The 16,201-nt window shown below is 74.4% G+C and carries 11 protein-coding genes; 3 read left to right on the top strand and 8 right to left on the bottom strand.

From position 1 onward, the window contains the following. Positions 1 to 422 precede the first annotated feature (422 nt). Entirely contained in the window at positions 423 to 1,622 is a 1,200-nt protein-coding gene (locus tag ACZ5OX_RS04560) for a helix-turn-helix domain-containing protein (protein ID WP_465628690.1), read from the top strand. Here ACZ5OX_RS04560 and ACZ5OX_RS04565 read toward each other — a convergent pair. From ACZ5OX_RS04565 to ACZ5OX_RS04585, 5 genes are all read right to left on the bottom strand, one after another. After that, the gene (locus ACZ5OX_RS04565; RefSeq protein WP_465628691.1) at positions 1,619 to 2,857 is read right to left on the bottom strand and encodes an RNA polymerase sigma factor; all 1,239 of its coding nucleotides are present in this window, start codon (positions 2,855 to 2,857) and stop codon (positions 1,619 to 1,621) included. The two genes, ACZ5OX_RS04560 and ACZ5OX_RS04565, sit on opposite strands and share 4 nt — an antisense overlap. Positions 2,858 to 2,999: 142 nt before the next feature. Further along, the gene (gene dnaG, locus ACZ5OX_RS04570; RefSeq protein ID WP_465628692.1) at positions 3,000 to 4,907 is read right to left on the bottom strand and encodes a DNA primase; all 1,908 of its coding nucleotides are present in this window, start codon (positions 4,905 to 4,907) and stop codon (positions 3,000 to 3,002) included. 139 nt (positions 4,908 to 5,046) lie between these two features. Next, the gene (locus ACZ5OX_RS04575) at positions 5,047 to 6,357 is read right to left on the bottom strand and encodes a deoxyguanosinetriphosphate triphosphohydrolase (RefSeq protein WP_449789134.1); all 1,311 of its coding nucleotides are present in this window, start codon (positions 6,355 to 6,357) and stop codon (positions 5,047 to 5,049) included. A gap of 159 nt (positions 6,358 to 6,516) precedes the next feature. Then, on the bottom strand, positions 6,517 to 7,524 hold the full coding sequence (locus ACZ5OX_RS04580; RefSeq protein ID WP_465628693.1) for an SGNH/GDSL hydrolase family protein: 1,008 nt from the start codon (positions 7,522 to 7,524) through the stop codon (positions 6,517 to 6,519). Between the two features lie 225 nt (positions 7,525 to 7,749). Continuing rightward, the gene (locus tag ACZ5OX_RS04585) at positions 7,750 to 8,694 is read right to left on the bottom strand and encodes a PAC2 family protein (protein WP_449789132.1); all 945 of its coding nucleotides are present in this window, start codon (positions 8,692 to 8,694) and stop codon (positions 7,750 to 7,752) included. 773 nt (positions 8,695 to 9,467) lie between these two features. Here ACZ5OX_RS04585 and ACZ5OX_RS04590 point away from each other — a divergent pair. Then, positions 9,468 to 10,202 (top strand): GNAT family N-acetyltransferase, encoded by a 735-nt coding sequence (locus ACZ5OX_RS04590; RefSeq protein ID WP_392869775.1) that lies wholly within the window; start codon positions 9,468 to 9,470, stop codon positions 10,200 to 10,202. Here the strand turns inward: ACZ5OX_RS04590 and ACZ5OX_RS04595 are convergent. Then, positions 10,192 to 11,460: an ADP-ribosylglycohydrolase family protein gene (locus ACZ5OX_RS04595; protein ID WP_465628694.1), complete on the bottom strand. Its 1,269-nt coding sequence runs from the start codon at positions 11,458 to 11,460 to the stop codon at positions 10,192 to 10,194. The genes ACZ5OX_RS04590 and ACZ5OX_RS04595 overlap by 11 nt on opposite strands. Before the next feature lie 112 nt (positions 11,461 to 11,572). Between ACZ5OX_RS04595 and ACZ5OX_RS04600 the strand changes: the two genes are divergently transcribed. Continuing rightward, entirely contained in the window at positions 11,573 to 12,568 is a 996-nt protein-coding gene (locus ACZ5OX_RS04600) for a hypothetical protein (protein WP_465628695.1), read from the top strand. A gap of 63 nt (positions 12,569 to 12,631) precedes the next feature. Here the strand turns inward: ACZ5OX_RS04600 and ACZ5OX_RS04605 are convergent, their stop codons facing one another. Together ACZ5OX_RS04605 and ppdK are read right to left on the bottom strand one after the other, a co-directional pair. Beyond that, the gene (locus tag ACZ5OX_RS04605; RefSeq protein ID WP_465628696.1) at positions 12,632 to 13,168 is read right to left on the bottom strand and encodes a ribonuclease; all 537 of its coding nucleotides are present in this window, start codon (positions 13,166 to 13,168) and stop codon (positions 12,632 to 12,634) included. 299 nt (positions 13,169 to 13,467) lie between these two features. Beyond that, positions 13,468 to 16,176 (bottom strand): pyruvate, phosphate dikinase, encoded by a 2,709-nt coding sequence (gene ppdK / locus ACZ5OX_RS04610; RefSeq protein WP_465628697.1) that lies wholly within the window; start codon positions 16,174 to 16,176, stop codon positions 13,468 to 13,470. Between the last annotated feature and the right edge of the window lie 25 nt (positions 16,177 to 16,201).

A 16,201-nucleotide genomic window follows, 5' to 3' on the forward strand; every position in this document is an offset into this window, starting at 1 on the left:
GGAATCTCCGCGTCGACCGCCCCTCCCCACCACCTCTCTCTTTCTTTTTCCCCCCCCCCCCCTCCCCCCACACCCCCCCCCCCCCCCCCCCCCCCCCCCCCCTCCCCCCCCCCCCCCCCCCCCCCCCCCGGCCCGGTGGGGGACCGGGACCGGATGCGGATCGACGACGTGTCGTCGATCGGTGTCCGAACCGTTCGCCGACGGGCGAACCGCATCGGCCAGAGAACTCTGCACGACGATCACGTGAATGTTCGAGCACCTCCGGGGGTTGTGAGACACTTCCGTCCGTCTCAGCGCCATGACCTGGGGTTTGGGACGGCAGGCCGGTCAGGTTTGAGAAGCGCAGACGCCGGACGGCCCGGGCCCGGACCCCGTCGCTCACCCGTTCCCCGCCCCCCGTTTCTCGAGTTTGGAGCGCCGCAGTGGGTTCCGCCTGGAAGCAGCTGCCCGAGGAGCTGACCGAGCCCGCCCGACGCCTGGCGGAGGAGCTCCGGACGATCAAGGACGCCGCCGGGCTTTCGCTGTCCGAGCTGGCCACCCGGACGCACTACAGCCGGGCCTCCTGGGAGCGCTGGCTCAACGGCAAACGGATCGTCACCGAGCAGGCGCTGGAGGCACTGGTCGGGACGGTCGACTGCGACGGGGCCGCGCTGCGGGCGCTGTGGCGCAGGGCGGTGGCGGAGCCGGCGACGGCGGCCCCGGCAGTGGCCACGGACGCAGACGCGGGCACGGCCACGGCCACGGCCACGGACGCGGACGCGGACGCAGGCAGGGCCGAAGGCGAGAGCGAGGGCGGCGGCCTGGAGCGGCCGGCCGTCGCCGAGGAGCCCCCGGGCGCCGGGGAAGCCCCCGCGGAGGAACCCGCCGACGAGGCAGCGGTGTCCGGGCAGGAGCCGGGACCCGCCCCCCTCCCCTGGTGGCGGCGCCCGGCGGCGCTGCTCGCCGGCGCGGCCGGGCTGGCGCTGCTGCTGGTGCTGGTGGGCCTGCGGTTCGACCGGCACGACGGGCAGGCCTCGGCGGCCGCCGAACCGGCCGTGTCGCCCGCCGCCACCGCTGCCACCGCTGCCACCGCCAAGAGCGATCCGGCCTGCCAGGGCGTCGGCTGCGCCCACAAGGACCCGAAGACCACCGGCTGCGGCAAGGACGCCCGGACCCTGCAGACCCAGGTGATCGGCAAGGTGGTCGTCTACCTCCGGTACAGCCAGACCTGCCGGGCCGCCTGGGCGGCCATCACCGAGGGCCAGCCGAAGGACTACGCGACGATCACCGACGGAAACGGCGACAGCGAGACGGCGCTCATCCACTGGGGCTACGACAACTACTCGCCGATGCTGAACGCGGCGGACCCGGCCGTCACCTTCCAGGTCTGCGGGTACCAGCCGGCCGGACACGACTGCACCGCGGTGGTCGCCGACCTGGCCGCGGTGGTGGCCTCCACCCCGATCCCGATCGGAGCGGCCTCTCCCCCGCCGGGCGCCGGTGCGGGAGCCCCCACGACCCCGGCCCCGGCCACGCCGGCCGCCCCGGCGCCCACCGAACCGGCGGCGCCCACCGAGCCGGTGACTCCCACCGAGCCGGCGGGCCCGTCCCAGTCGGCGGGCCCGTCCCAGCCCGCCTCCTAGTCGAGGTAGCCGCGCAGCTGCTCGGCGTAGGCGTGGTCGCGGAGCTTGACCAGGGTCTTCGACTCGATCTGGCGGATCCGCTCCCGCGTCACGCCGAACACCGCGCCGATCTCCTCCAGCGTGCGCGGGCGGCCGTCGTCCAGCCCGTAGCGGAGCTGGACGACCTGGCGCTCCCGCTCCCCCAGGGTGGCCAGGACGGCCTCCAGGTGCTGGCGCAGCAGCAGGAAGGTCGCGGACTCGGCGGGCGAGGCGGCGTCGGCGTCCTCGATCAGGTCCCCGAACGCGACGTCGTCCTCCTCGCCGACCGGGGTGTGCAGCGAGATCGGCTCCTGGGCCAGCCGGAGCAGCTCGCGCACCCGCTCCTCGGTCAGCTCCAGGGTGGCGGCGATCTCGGCCGCCGTCGGTTCCCGGCCGCGCTCCTGGAGCAGGGCGCGCTTCGCCCGGACCACCCGGTTGATCAGCTCGACCACGTGCACCGGCACCCGGATCGTCCGGGCCTGGTCGGCCAGCGCCCGGCTCATCGCCTGCCGGATCCACCAGGTCGCGTACGTGGAGAACTTGAAACCGCGGGTGTAGTCGAACTTCTCCACCGCCCGGATCAGGCCCAGGTTGCCCTCCTGGACGAGGTCCAGCAGGGTCAGTCCGCGGCCTACGTAGCGCTTGGCGACGGAGACCACCAGCCGCAGGTTCGCCTCGATCAGCCGGCGCTTGGCGATCCGGCCCCGCACCACCAGGGCGTCCAGCTCGCCGGCCAGCGGGTCGGGCGGCGGCGGGTCGCCGTCCAGCCGCTCCTCGGCGAAGACGCCGGCCTCCACCCGGCGGGCCAGCTCGACCTCCTCCTCGGCGGTGAGCAGCCGGATCCGGCCGATCTCGCGCAGGTACTGGCGCAGCAGGTCGGCGGCCGGCCCTGTGTCGTCGACGGGCCCGCGGCGCTCGTCCTGGTCCTCGGCCCCGGCCCCCGCGTCGAAGCCCGGCTCGGCCCCGGGTTCGGACCCCGGCCCGGGGTCCAGGCCGTCCGGGCCGTCCAGGCTGTCCGGACCGTCCAGGCCGTCCGGACCGTCCAGGCCGTCCGGGTGGCCTTCCGGCAGGCCCTGGGCGGGGACCCGGGCACCGTCCGGGGGTGGCGCCCCGGCCCGGCCGTGGTGGGTCTCCTGCTCCCCGGCCCCCTGCCGCCCGGCCGGGTTCGCTCTCGTACTGGTGGTGGTCGCTGCGACGACGCCTTGCTCCACGGGCATCCCCTCGGGGCGGGCGCGACCCTGGCGGACCCGCGCTGTACGGAGGTGGGACGCCCTCCAGTGTGCGGTACGCCACACTCCGTGGCCGAGACTCGTGCGCCGACTTTCTGCGTGCGGTTCCCGTGGTGGTCCGTGGGAGGCGCTACAGCGCCGCCGCACCCCGGCTGCGCAGCTGCTGCCCGTACTGCTGGAGCTGCCACAGCTCGGTCTGCACCGCGTGCAGCTGCTCGGCCTCGGCCCGGGGGCCGAGCCGCTGGAGGTAGCCGCGGACCTCGGTGATCCGCCGGTCCACCGCCAGCAGGCGCAGCTTGACCAGGAACTCCCCCGCGTAGATCGCGTCCGCCTTGCGGCGCGAGCGCACCGGCTCGACGGTCAGCTCGGTGACCAGCGAGCGCACCCGGTCGTCCGGGGACGCCTCGCGCACCGCGCTGGTGAAGTCGGGCAGGGTCGCCCCGTACGCGGCGCCGCCGGCCTTGGCGATGGCCTGCCGGACGGCGGCGTACGGCGGGGTCGGGAACTCGTCGTCGCCGTAGTGGTCGAAGGCCGGGCTGACCAGGTCCGGGTGCTGGAGCGCCAGCTTGAGCAGCTCCCGCTCGACGAACTGGGCCGGGTCGCGCGGGTTGAGCCGGAAGACGGGCTGCGCGGGGCGCTGCGGCTGGACCGGCTCGGGGCGGCGCTGGGCGGCCGCGCCGCGCGGGTTCTGCTGGCGCTCGCGGTCCCAGCGGGCCAGCTGGGAGATCCGGCGGACGACGAACTGCTCGTCCAGGATGCCGAGCATGCCGGCCAGCCGGACGGCGTACTCGTGCTGGATCGAGCGGTCCTTGATCTTGGCGACGATCGGGGCCGCCTCCTCCAGCGCCGCCGAACGCCCCTCCGGGGTGTCCACCCGGTGCCGGGCCACCACCGAGGTCAGCGCGAACTCGAACAGCGGGACCGGGTTGTCGATCAGGTGCTTGACCGCCTCGTCGCCCTGGGCCAGGCGCAGCTCGCACGGGTCCATGCCGCCCGGGCTGACCGCGATGGAGGTCTTGGCGGCGAACTTCTGGTCGTCCTCGAAGGCGCGCAGGGCGGCCTTCTGGCCGGCCGCGTCGCCGTCGAAGGTGAAGACGGTCTCGCCCCGGTACTGCGAGGTGTCCATCAGCAGCCGGCGGATGATCTTGATGTGGTCCTCGGCGAAGGCGGTACCGCAGGTGGCCACCGCCGAGGTGACCCCGGCCAGGTGGCACGCCATCACGTCGGTGTAGCCCTCGACCACCACCGCGCGGCCCGACTTGGCGATCTCCTTCTTCGCCAGGTCGATGCCGTACAGCACGTGGGACTTCTTGTAGATCGGCGTCTCGGGGGTGTTGAGGTACTTGGGACCGTTGTCGTCCTCGCGCAGGCGGCGGGCGCCGAAGCCGACCACCTCGCCCGCGATGTCCCGGATCGGCCAGACCAGCCGGCCCCGGAAGCGGTCGATCAGGCCGCCGCGCTGGCCCTGTGAGGCGAGGCCGCCCAGCAGGATCTCCTTGTCGGTGAAGCCCTTGCCGCGCAGGTAGCGGACCAGGTGCTCCCACCCCGCGGGGGCGTAGCCGACGCCGAAGGCCGTCGCGGCCTCCTCGTCGAAGCCCCGCTCGGCCAGGAAGCGGCGGCCGATCTCCGCCTCCGGCGAGGCCAGCTGCTCCCGGTAGTAGGCGGCGGCCACCTTGTGCGCCTCGACCAGCCGGGTCCGCTCGCCCTGCTGGTGGCGCGGGCTGTAGCCGCCCTCCTCGTAGCGCAGGGTGATGCCGGCCTGGGCGGCCATCCGCTCGACGGCCTCGGCGAAGGTGAAGTGCTCGATCTTCATCAGGAAGGCGATGGTGTCGCCGTTCTCCTGGCAGCCGAAGCAGTGGAAGACGCCCTTGGCGGGGTTCACGTAGAAGGAGGCGGACTTCTCGTCGTGGAAGGGGCAGACGCCCTTGTACTCGCCGCCGCCACCGTTGGTCAGCTGTACGTAGTCGCCGACCACCGCGTCGATCGGCAGTGCGCTGCGCACCGCCTGTACGTCTTCGTCCCTGATCCGCCCGGCCACCCCGGAAGTCTACTGGGGTGGCCGGGCTTTCCGGCTGCGCCGGGGGCGCGGCCCGGTGGGGCCGGGGGCACCTCCCGGCGGGGGAGGGAGGGGAGAGGGCGAGCGGGGCCTCCCGGCCGCGCCGGCCGGGGCCGGGCGGCTACGCCCAGGCGGCGCCGACGAGCCTGGCGTGCAGGGCCAGGGCCGAGGCGTCGGTCAGGGTGGCGATCTGGTCGATGACCGTGCGCAGGGCGGCGCGGTCGTCCTCGGCCTCGCGGTACATGGCGGCGAACACCGGGTCCAGCCCCTCGGGGGCGCGCTGGGTGAGGACGTACGCCAGCTCGGCGATCACGATCCGCTGGCGGGCCCGCAGCTGGGCCTGCTCGTCGCGCTGCATCACGTAGCGGACGGCCACCGCCTTGAGCACCGCGCACTCCAGCCGGACGTCCCTCGGCACCACCAGCTCGGCACCGTGCCGGGTGAGCCGGCCGGGGCCGTAGCGGGCGCGGGTGGCCTGCTCGGCGGCCAGGCAGAAGCGGCCGATCAGCTGGCTGGTGAGGTCCTTGAGCCCGGCCCGGGCACGGGCGGTGCCGTCGTAGGAGCTGGGCCACCACTCCTGGGCGAGCAGCCGGTCCAGGGCGGCCGTCAGCTCCTCCGGCTCGGCGTCCCCGGCGTAGCGCTCGGCGACCTTGAAGAGCTCGGCGCGCTCGCTCGGGGCGCGCAGGGCGGCCGGGTCGATGTGGCCGGCCTGGAGGCCGTCCTCGACGTCGTGGGTGGAGTAGGCCACGTCGTCGGACCAGTCCATCACGGTGGCCTCGAAGCACTTGCGGCCGGCCGGCGCGCCGGCCCGCAGCCAGCGGAAGACCGGCAGGTCGTCGGCGTAGACGCCGTACTTGGGCGAGGCCGGGTCGGTGGGGTGGGCGCCCTTGGTCCACGGGTACTTGGTGGCGGCGTCGAGGGCGGCCCGGCTCAGGTTGAGGCCGACGCTGCGGCCCGGCCAGGGGGCGAGCCGGGCGGTGGGCTGCTCCTCCCGGGGCGCGAAGCGCTTGGGTTCGAGCCTGGTCAGGATGCGCAGCGACTGGGCGTTGCCCTCGAAGCCGCCGCAGGCCTCGGCGGCCTGGTCGAGGGCCTCCTCGCCGGTGTGGCCGAACGGCGGGTGGCCGATGTCGTGGGCCAGGCAGGCCGTCTCCACGAGGTCCGGGTCGCAGCCCAGGGCGGCACCCAACTCCCGCCCGACCTGGGCGCATTCGAGGGAGTGGGTGAGCCTGGTGCGCGGGAAGTCGCTCTGCATCGGGGCGACCACCTGGGTGGTGCCGGCCAGCCGGCGCAGCGCGGCCGAGTGCAGCACCCGGGCGCGGTCGCGCTGGAAGGCCGTGCGGCCCGGGCGCTTGTCGGGTTCGGGGACCCAGCGGGCCTCGGCGGAGCGGTCGTACGGGATCGGGGCGGCGAGGCGGTGCGTGGTGTCGTCCATATGGCTCTCACGGTACGCCCGGCCCCCGACACGCCGGGTGTGCCGCGCACGAAGGAGCGCGGACGGGAGCGTGAATCCTCGCCCACAAACCCCTTACGGGCGTGCGGGCCCTCGCCGCGGCCCCGGTCGTGCCGGGGCCGCGGCAGGCCGTCGGCGTCCTCAGCCCCTGATCGCCTTCAGGACGACCCCGGACACCGCCTCCTGGCCCTTGGCGTTGGGGTGGATCGGCGCCAGCCCCCTGGCCGGGAGCGGCGGCTCCACCCAGCGCTGGTCCTCCCCCGCGCACATGTCGTGCCCGGACGAGGGCCCGGCGAGGTCCACGAAGACCGCGCCGGCCGCCTCGGCGCGCTTCCTGAGCATGCCGTTGAGCTGCTGCTGCTTCTCCACCAGGAAGCCGAGGTCGGCGGCGGACACGGCGTTGCCGAGCACCGGCACGCAGCTCGCCGGGTCCGCCGGGAGCAGCCCCGGGTACCCGATCACGTAGACCTTGGCCTTCGGTGAGCGCTTCCTGACGTCCTGGAGCGCCTGGCCGAGCCGGTCGCCGGCCGCGTCCACCTTGCGCTGGACCTCGTCGGTGCCGTTGCCGGCCGCGTAGTGGTCCCGGCAGGGCGAGTCGCTGATCCGCTCCGCGCTGTCGGTGATCACACCCTTGAGGATGTCCACCAGGTTGGCCTTGGCGCACTCCGTCACGACCTCCATGAAGCCCGCGTCGTTGCCGCCGATCCCCAGGGTGACCAGCCGGGTGTCCGCGGTCAGCGCGTCCAGCTGGGCCGGGTTGGTGCCGTCGGCGACCTTCTGCGGGCCGGTCAGGTCCCCGGTGCGGGCGCCGCTGCAGCTGACGTCCTTGAACTGCCCGGCGCCGAGCGAGAGCGCCTTCGCCACCAGGGACGGGTAGTTGACCCCGGAGCGGGAGCAGCCGCCCGGCTCGCCGACCTGCGGCGGGATCCTCATCCCGGCGGTGTACGAGTCACCGAGCGCGACGTACGGGCCGGTGGGCGGCGGGGCGGCGGCCGGCGAGGAGGCCGCGCCGGCCTGCGCGCGGGCGGGCGTCGCGCCCGCGGCGCCGTTGTTCCGGCTGTCCGAGCCGGCGTCGTCGGTGCAGCCGGCCAGCAGCGCTGCGGCCAGTCCGACGGTCAGGGCGATGGTCGGGCGTGCGGTCCTCGGCATGGTCTCCCCCCGGGGATGCGGGTCACGGTCGGCTCCTCACGGCGGCCCGTCCCCCGGGCACACCAGGGGCCAACGAACGATCCAGGCCGATGACTCCCGCCCCGGGCGATTCGTCTCCCGACGGGCCCGAACCGGCCGGAATCCGACCCCCGGGCCCGTCCGACTCCGGCCCCCCGCGCGCGGTCAAGCGGCGGCGGCCGCGCGGCCGCCGGTACGGCTGCCGCGCTACTCCGCGCCGCGCTCGTGCTCGGCCAGGAACTGCTCGAAGCGCCGCCCCAGTTCGTCCGCCGAGGGCAGGTCCACCGGCTCGGCCAGCAGGCTCTCCCGGCCCTCCGCGCCCGCCACCGCGTCGTACTGGCCCTCCATGCCGCGGATCGCCGAGCGCAGCTCGCCGTCGCCCTGGGACAGCTGCTCCTCGATGTCGGCGTAGACCTCGGCGACCCGCTCGCGCAGCTGGGTGCCGGGCAGCACCAGGCCGGTGGCGGACTGCGCCGCCTCCAGGATCTGCACGGCCGCCGCCGGGTAGGCGGAGCGGGCCACGTAGTGCGGGACGTGCACGGCGAAGCCGAGGACGTCGTGCCCGGCCTCGGCCAGCCGGTACTCCACCAGCGCCTGGGCGCTGCCCGGGACCTGCGCCTGCTCGAACCACTGCGGGTAGCCCGGGGCGAGGTCCAGCCGGTTGCCGTGCGGCGTCATGCCGACCGGGCGGGTGTGCGGCACGCCCATCGGGATGCCGTGGAAGTCGATCGAGAGCCGGACCTCGAACCGCTCCACCAGCTCGCGGACGGCGCGCGCGAAGCGCTCCCACTCGACGTCCGGCTCGGGGCCGGTGAGCAGCAGGAACGGCGCGCCGGCGGCGTCGTGGACGAGCTGGAGCAGGATCTCCGGCGGGTCGTAGGACGTCCAGCTGTCCTGGTCGAAGACCATCGCGGGGCGGCGGGCCCGGTAGTCCACCAGACGGTCGTGGTCGAAGCGGGCCACCACCAGCGGCGAGCCCGTCTCCAGCAGGTGGGCCACCACCTGGCCGCCGGCCTCCCCGGCGTCCATGAAGCCCTCGTAGTGCTGGAGCAGCACGAGGCCGGCACCGGTGTCGCGCAACCGCTCGTTGGCCGCGGCGACGGCGGCCACGCCCTGCTGGTCCAGCTCGTACAGCGCCTGGAAGTCCCGCACCGCGCACCCAACCCCGTTCTCTGCTCGTCCCGGTCGACCGGCTTCTCGTCTTTTCAGCGTGCCGGGCGCCGCCGGAATTCCCGTCCCCGGCCACCGGACCGGTTCCGCCCCCGGTCCGTCCTGTTTCCGCCCGGTCCTGGACCCGGCCCGGCCCTGGCCCGGTCCGGTGGACGATCCGGCCGCAGGACCGCTCCCGAGCCCGTCCGACGGCCCTTCGGAGGGCTCGTCCGACCGCCTCCGGCGACCGTTCCGGACCATGATCGCACCCGAAGGAAGAGCCCCTGGTCACGCCCCCGGAACGGGCCCGTCCGCGGGGTCCGGAAACGGCCCGCGCGGCCATTCGCGTGCCGCGAAGTGACGCACCGCCTTCTGGCGGGTATCGTCCTCTCGCTGCCTCGCATCGTCGCGTCGTCGTCACGTCGTCCGTAACGCCGTCGGCCACGTCCCGGTCCGGTGCTCGGCCAGCCACCCACGACGCATCTTGCCTTCACCTGGCCGCCTGCTTCCCTTCGCGCTCTCGTACCCTTCTCGGCCATTTCGCGGACGCACACTGTCCCCTCGCTCTTCCCGCCGGACCGGTCCGAGGACCCGTGCCCGTTCCGGCACCCGCGCCGCCCGTTCCGGGCCGCCGCCCCCACCCCGTTCGACCGGACCTCCGGCGTGCGCGGGCACCCGGCCGGCGGGCCCGGGCCCAGGCGTACCCAGCCCAGAGCACCCCGCGCCGCACCCCGGCACGGGAGGCAACCCTCCGACCGATGAAGGACCAAGGTTCCGTGCCCGTACCTGTCATCCTCACCGGCCGCACCGTGCGGCTGGAGCCCCTTGCCGCGCACCATGCCGAGGCCATCGCCGAGGCCGGCGCCGAGGACCGTACGACCTACGCCTTCACCCCCGTCCCGCACGGTCTGGAAGCCGCCCGCGACTACGTCGCGCGGGCGCTCGCCGACCAGGCCGCGGGCCGGTCGCTGCCGTTCGCGACGGTGAGCGTCGCCGACGGCCGGGTCGTCGGCTCCACCCGGTTCCTGGAACTCGACTACTGGCGGGGGCCGCTGGTGTGGCCGCCCACGCCCGGGGTCCCGTTCGGCGACCCGGACACGGCCGTCCCGGACGCGGCCGAGATCGGCAACACCTGGCTCTCGCCGCGCGCCCAGGGCACCGGCATCAACACCGAGGCCAAGCTGCTGATGCTGCGCCACGCCTTCGAGACCTGGGGCGTGCAGCGGATCTCGCTGCGCGCGGACGCCCGCAACCTGCGCTCGCGCACCGCCATCGAGCGGCTCGGCGCGACCTCCGAGGGCGTCCGCCGGGCGCACTCGCGCGGGCTGGACGGCGTGGTGCGCTCCACCGCGTTCTACTCGATCCTCGACGACGAGTGGCCGGCCGTGCGGGACATCATCGAGCTGCGGATCGCCGCCGCCACCTCGCCGAGCGCCCCGGATCCGGCGATCAACCAGGAGTGCCTTAGACAGGGCGGCAGCGGCACCGGGCAGCTGATGATCACGGCCTGAGGCCGGGCAGCCCGTAGCCGGACCGCACCAGGTCCAGGACGACCGGCAGGACGGTGTGGTCGTCCCAGCCGCGGTGGCGGCCGGGGTCGGCCTCCACCAGCACCTCGGTCGGCCGCCAGCCGCCCCGCACCCGGGCCACCCGGACCCGGTAGATCTCCGCGCCGCCCGCGCTGCGGTGCAGGTGCAGGACGCCCTCGGAGGTGAACGCGACCCAGCGCTCGTCCGCGTCCCGGGCCCGCAGGCCGCGCCTGATCCGCTCCCAGTCGGCGTCCGACCAGAGCAGGTCGGGCACCGGGTGCGGGCGGGGAAGGCTGATCGGCGTCAGGTGCGGTTCACCGGCCGCCCGGACGCTGCCAGGCTCGGGGAACGCCCAGTCCGGCAGTGGTTCGCAGGCGTCCAGCCACTCGCGCGGGATGCCCGCGGTGCCGGTGCGCGCGGCGACCACCCCGCCGGTGATCGCGGCGACGGTGTCCATGTCGCCGCCGGCCGCGATCGCGTCCCGGACGGCGGCGCGGTAGTCGGCCGGGTTCCGGGCCGCGCACCACAGCGCGTACGGGACGGTGTCGGCCGCGGACGTGCGGCTGCCGTTGCCGAGCATCCGTGCGGCGAGCCGGAAGTCCGCCCCGGCGAGCAGTCCGCGGGCCTCCCGGAGGCCGTCCTTGACGGCGCCGTTCGGGGTGAGGGCGGCCACCGCCTCCAGGAAGCGGTCCGGCGTCATCGGCCGGGTGCGGGTCCGCGCGGCGTACGCGGCCGCCACCGCGACCGCGATCGCGCCGTCCACGGCCTGCGGGTGGGTGTGGGTGGTCAGGGCGGTGCGGGCGGCGGGGCCCACCACGGCCTTCGGGTCCTCGGCGTACGCGGCTCCGAGCGGGGCGACCCGCATCGCGGCGCCGTTGCCGTAGGAGCCCTGGCCGTCGAAGAGTGCGGCGGCCAGCAGTTCGGCGTCGCCGCCCTCGCGGATCAGCCGCAGCAGGCGGTTGGCGGCCGGGCCGTAGCCGCGGTCGAAGTCGTGGCGCAGGGCGAAGGCGTGGGTGAGGTCGAAGGTGTCGATCGCGCCGCGCTCGGTGTGGGCGGCGTGGACCGAGCAGGCCATCTCGGTGTCGTCGGTCCAGGGCCAGGGGCCGGGGGGTTCGGTGCGGTCGGCGAGGTGGGCCCGGGCGGTCTCCGGGACGAAGAACTGGGCGCCGAGGGCGTCGCCGACGGCGAGGCCGAGGAGCGCGTCCAGCGCGGGGCCGGCGTGCGTGGATGGAATGGTCATATGGACTCCAGCTCAGCGGCTGAGCTGCCGGTCCGTCAACACCCGTGACCGCCACCCCCACCGACGGGGGATGTTTCGCATACCTCCGATCCGGGCGGGCAGGCACCGGGGCATGACCCGCGCACACCCCCTCGACCCGGTCGCCCTGCTGGGCGCCGACCAGCAGCACATCGCCACCCGGGCACAGCTGCGCCGGCTCGGGGTGCCCTCCGGCACCATCGCCCACCGGCTGCGGCCGGGCGGGCCCTGGCAACAGGTGCTGCCCCGGGTGATCTGCCTCCAGAGCGGGCGACTGACGTTCCATCAGAAGATGCGGGCGGCACTGGCGTACGCGACGCCGAAGGGGCGCGAGCCGCGGACCGGCGAGGTGCTGCTGACCGGCTTCACAGTGCTGGCCGAGGCCGGACTGCCGAGCGCCGGGCACCCGGCCGACCTGAACTCCGTCGACATCCTGATCCCGGCTCAACGACGCGTAGGAGACAGGGAGTTCGTCCGGATCCACCGCGCCTCCGGGGCCATGCCGGGCGGCTTCGAGCGGAGCGACGGGCTGTGGAGCACCACGGTCGCCCGGGCGCTGGCGGACCTCGCGCCGAAGGAGACCGGGCAGCGCCGGTTCCGGGCGCTGTGCGCGGAGGCGGTCCAGCGCCGACACTGCGAACTCGGCGAACTGCTCGACCAGTTGCTGTCCCGCCCGGGTGCGCTCGGGCTGCCCCAGGTGGCCCAGGTGGTGGAGGACCTGACGGTCGGGGTGCGGTCGGTGGTGGAGGGCGAGGCCCGCGAGGTGCTGGCGCACGCGGGCCTCCCGGAGCCGCTGTGGAGCCCGGTGCTGTTCCTGGACGGCCGCTTCCTCGCCGTCCCGGACGCCTACTGGCCGCACGCCTGCGTGGCCCTGGAGATCGACTCCCGTGCCTGGCACCTGCGCCCGGCCGAGCACGAACGGGGCCTGGCCCGCGCCAACCGCCTCGCCGCGGCCGGTCTCCCGGTGGTCCGCACCACCCCGGCCCAGCTCCGCCGCGACCCGTCCCCGGTGCTCCACGAGCTGACCGCCCTGGTCACCACCGGCCCGCACCCGCCGCACCCCCGGATCACCTGGCGGCGGGCGCGGTGAGCGGCGGGCGCGGCGGGCGGCGGGCGCTGTGAGCGGCGGGCGCGGGGGCCTGTGCGGCCGCGCTCAGCAGCGGGAGTCGATCTCCAGGAAGGTGGCGTAGTGGTCGGCGGACCAGTACTGCTCGCCGGCGTCGCCGGTCACCACCCGGCGGGTGCCGCGGTCGTCGGAACCCGGGGTGACCACGGTGTACTCGTGGTAGTAGCCGCCGGCCTTCTTGGGGAGGCGGCTCTCCCGGTTCTCGAAGACGATGCCGTCCCGGTTGTACGGGTAGGGCCCGCCCTTGGCGATCAGGGTGAGGGTGTCCACGGCCTGGCTGGGGAGCTTGCTGCGGCAGACGTCGGCCAGGGCCGCGTCGGTGGGCACCCAGGTGCCGGCCGGGGCGGGGGCCGAGGCGCCCCCGGCGGGCGGGGTCGGCTTGGGGGCCGAGGGCTTGGGCGCCGAGGACCCGGACGTCGAAGGACCGGCGGTGGCGGCCGCGGTGGAGCTCGCGGCGGCCTTGGGGTGGCCGCTCCCCTTGTCGGTGAGGAGGTACCCGACCCCGGCCAGGACCGCCAGGATCAGCACGGCCACGACGACGAGCGGGTTTCTGCGGTTGGTCATGCGTTCCAGCTTGGCAGGCGACCGGGCCGCGCCTGCACAGCTACACACGTGGCCGCCACCACACCGGACGGTGCGTCGGCCGTGCCGTGCCCGGGGCCGGTCCGCGCCCCGGCCCGTGCGCGGAAGCACGGCCGGGCGGGGCAGACGTACGGCCGGGCGGGAACGGACGCCGTTGTCCGTTCCCGCCCGGCCGTGTCACGTACGCCGGTTCTCCTGCGCCGAGCTCCGGTGTACGCCCTCCCGACGGGAGGGGGAGCGGTCAGTCGTACCCGCGCGTGCGGAGGGGATGCCTACCCTCCTCAGCGCGAGTCGCTGCCCGCCGACTCGATGGCGGCGCGGCCGGCCTCCAGGCGCGCCACCGGGATCCGGAAGGGGGAGCAGGAGACGTAGTCCAGCCCCACCTCGTGGAAGAAGTGGACCGAGTCCGGGTCGCCGCCGTGCTCGCCGCAGACGCCGAGCTTGAGGTCGGGGCGGGTGGCCCGGCCGGCCTCGACGGCGTGCCTGACCAGCGAGCCGACGCCGTCACGGTCGATGGTCTCGAACGGGGAGACCCCGAAGATGCCCTTCTCCAGGTAGGCGGTGAAGAACGAAGCCTCCACGTCGTCCCGGGAGAAGCCCCAGACCGTCTGGGTCAGGTCGTTGGTGCCGAAGGAGAAGAACTCGGCGGCCTCGGCGATCTGCCCGGCGGTCACCGCGGCGCGCGGCAGCTCGATCATGGTGCCGAGCTTGATGTCCAGCTGGACGCCGGTGGTTCGGGCGACCTCGGCGAGCACCCGCTCGCACTCGTCGCGGACCAGCTCCAGCTCCTGGACGGTGCCGACCAGCGGGATCATCACCTCGGGACGCGGGTCCCCGCCGGCCAGCTTGCGCTCGGCGGCGGCCTCGGCGATGGCCCGGACCTGCATGCCGAACAGGCCGGGGATGACCAGGCCGAGGCGGACGCCGCGCAGGCCGAGCATCGGGTTCTGCTCGTGCAGCTTGTGCACCGCCTGGAGCAGGCGCAGGTCGTTCTCGTTCGGGTCCTTGCGGGCCTCGGCCAGGGCGACGCGCACCGACAGCTCGGTGATGTCCGGCAGGAACTCGTGCAGCGGCGGGTCGAGCAGACGGACGGTGACCGGCAGGCCGTCCATCGCCTGGAAGAGCTCCAGGAAGTCGCCCTTCTGCAGCGGCAGCAGGGTGGAGAGGGCGAGCTCGCGGTCCTTGTCGTTGTCCGCCAGGATCAGGTGCTCGACCTCCTTGCGGCGCTCCTCGCCGAGGAACATGTGCTCGGTGCGGCACAGGCCGATGCCCTGGGCGCCGTAGCGGCGGGCGCGCGAGCCGTCCTCGGCGTTGTCGGCGTTGGCGCGCACGGCCAGCCGGCGGCGGCCGTCGGCGTGCGACATCAGCCGGTGCACGGCCTGGACCAGTCCGCCCTGGACGTCGGCGCCGGCGTGCAGGGTGCCCTCGAAGTACTCGACCACGGGGGACGGCAGGACGGGCACCTCGCCGAGGTAGACCTTGCCGGTGGCGCCGTCGATCGAGACGACGTCGCCCTCGTGGACCACCTGGCCGTCGGCGGTGGTGAAGCGGCGGGCCTTGGTGTCGACCTCCAGCTCCTCCGCGCCGCAGACACAGGTCTTGCCCATGCCGCGGGCGACCACGGCCGCGTGCGAGGTCTTGCCGCCGCGCGAGGTCAGGATGCCCTCGGCGGCGATCATGCCGTCCAGGTCGTCCGGGTTGGTCTCGCGGCGGACCAGGATGACCTTCTCGCCGGAGCGGGACCACTTGACGGCGGTGTACGAGTCGAAGACGACCTTGCCGATCGCGGCGCCCGGCGAGGCGGCCAGGCCCCAGGCGATCTGCTGCGACTCGGTGTTGGGGGCGAAGCGGGGGAACATCAGCTGCGAGAGCTGGCCGCCGGTGACCCGCATCAGGGCCTCGTCCAGGTCGATCAGGCCCTGGTCGACCAGCTGGACGGCGATCCGGAAGGCGGCCGCGGCGGTGCGCTTGCCGACGCGGGTCTGGAGCATCCAGAGCTTGCCGCGCTCGATGGTGAACTCGATGTCGCAGAGGTCGCGGTAGTGGTTCTCGAGCTTCTGCATGATCGCCATCAGCTCGTCGTACGACTTCTTGTCGAGCTTCTCCAGCTCGGCCAGCGGCAGGGTGTTGCGGATGCCGGCGACGACGTCCTCGCCCTGGGCGTTGGACAGGTAGTCGCCGTAGACGCCCTGGGTGCCGGTGGAGGGGTCGCGGGTGAAGGCGACGCCGGTGCCGGAGTCCTCGCCGAGGTTGCCGAAGACCATGGTGCAGACGTTGACCGCGGTGCCCAGGTCGTTCGGGATGCGCTCCTGGCGGCGGTACAGCCGGGCGCGGTCGCCGTTCCAGGAGTGGAAGACGGCGTGGATCGCGAGGTCCATCTGCTCGCGCGGGTCCTGCGGGAAGGCCCGGCCGGTCTCGCGCTCGACGATGCCCTTGAACACCTCGACGAGCGCCTTGAGGTCGGCGGCGTCCAGGTCGAGGTCGTTGACGGTGCCCTTGGCGTGCTTGGCCTCGTCCAGGGCCTCCTCGAAGAGCTCGCCGTCGACGCCCAGCACGGTCTTGCCGAACATCTGGACCAGGCGGCGGTAGGAGTCCCAGGCGAAGCGCTCGTTGCCGGACTGGGCGACGAGGCCGGCCACCGAGACGTCGGAGAGACCGATGTTGAGGACGGTGTCCATCATGCCGGGCATGGAGAACTTCGCGCCGGAGCGCACCGAGACCAGGAGGGGGTTGTCGGCCTGGCCGAGCTTCTTGCCCATCTCCTGCTCGAGGGCGTCCAGGTGGGCGCTGATCTCCTCGTGCAGCGAGGACGGCTCACTGCCGGTCTCCAGGAAGACCTTGCAGGCCTCGGTGGTGATGGTGAACCCCGGAGGGACGGGGAGGCCCAGGTTGGTCATCTCGGCCAGGTTCGCGCCCTTGCCGCCAAGAAGATCCTTGAGGTCCTTGTTTCCTTCGGTGAAGGAGTAAACAAACTTCTGCTGGGACGGCACGGGTCGGTCTCCTCGTACGCGGTTG

The organism is Kitasatospora sp. NPDC032121, assembly GCF_055580145.1.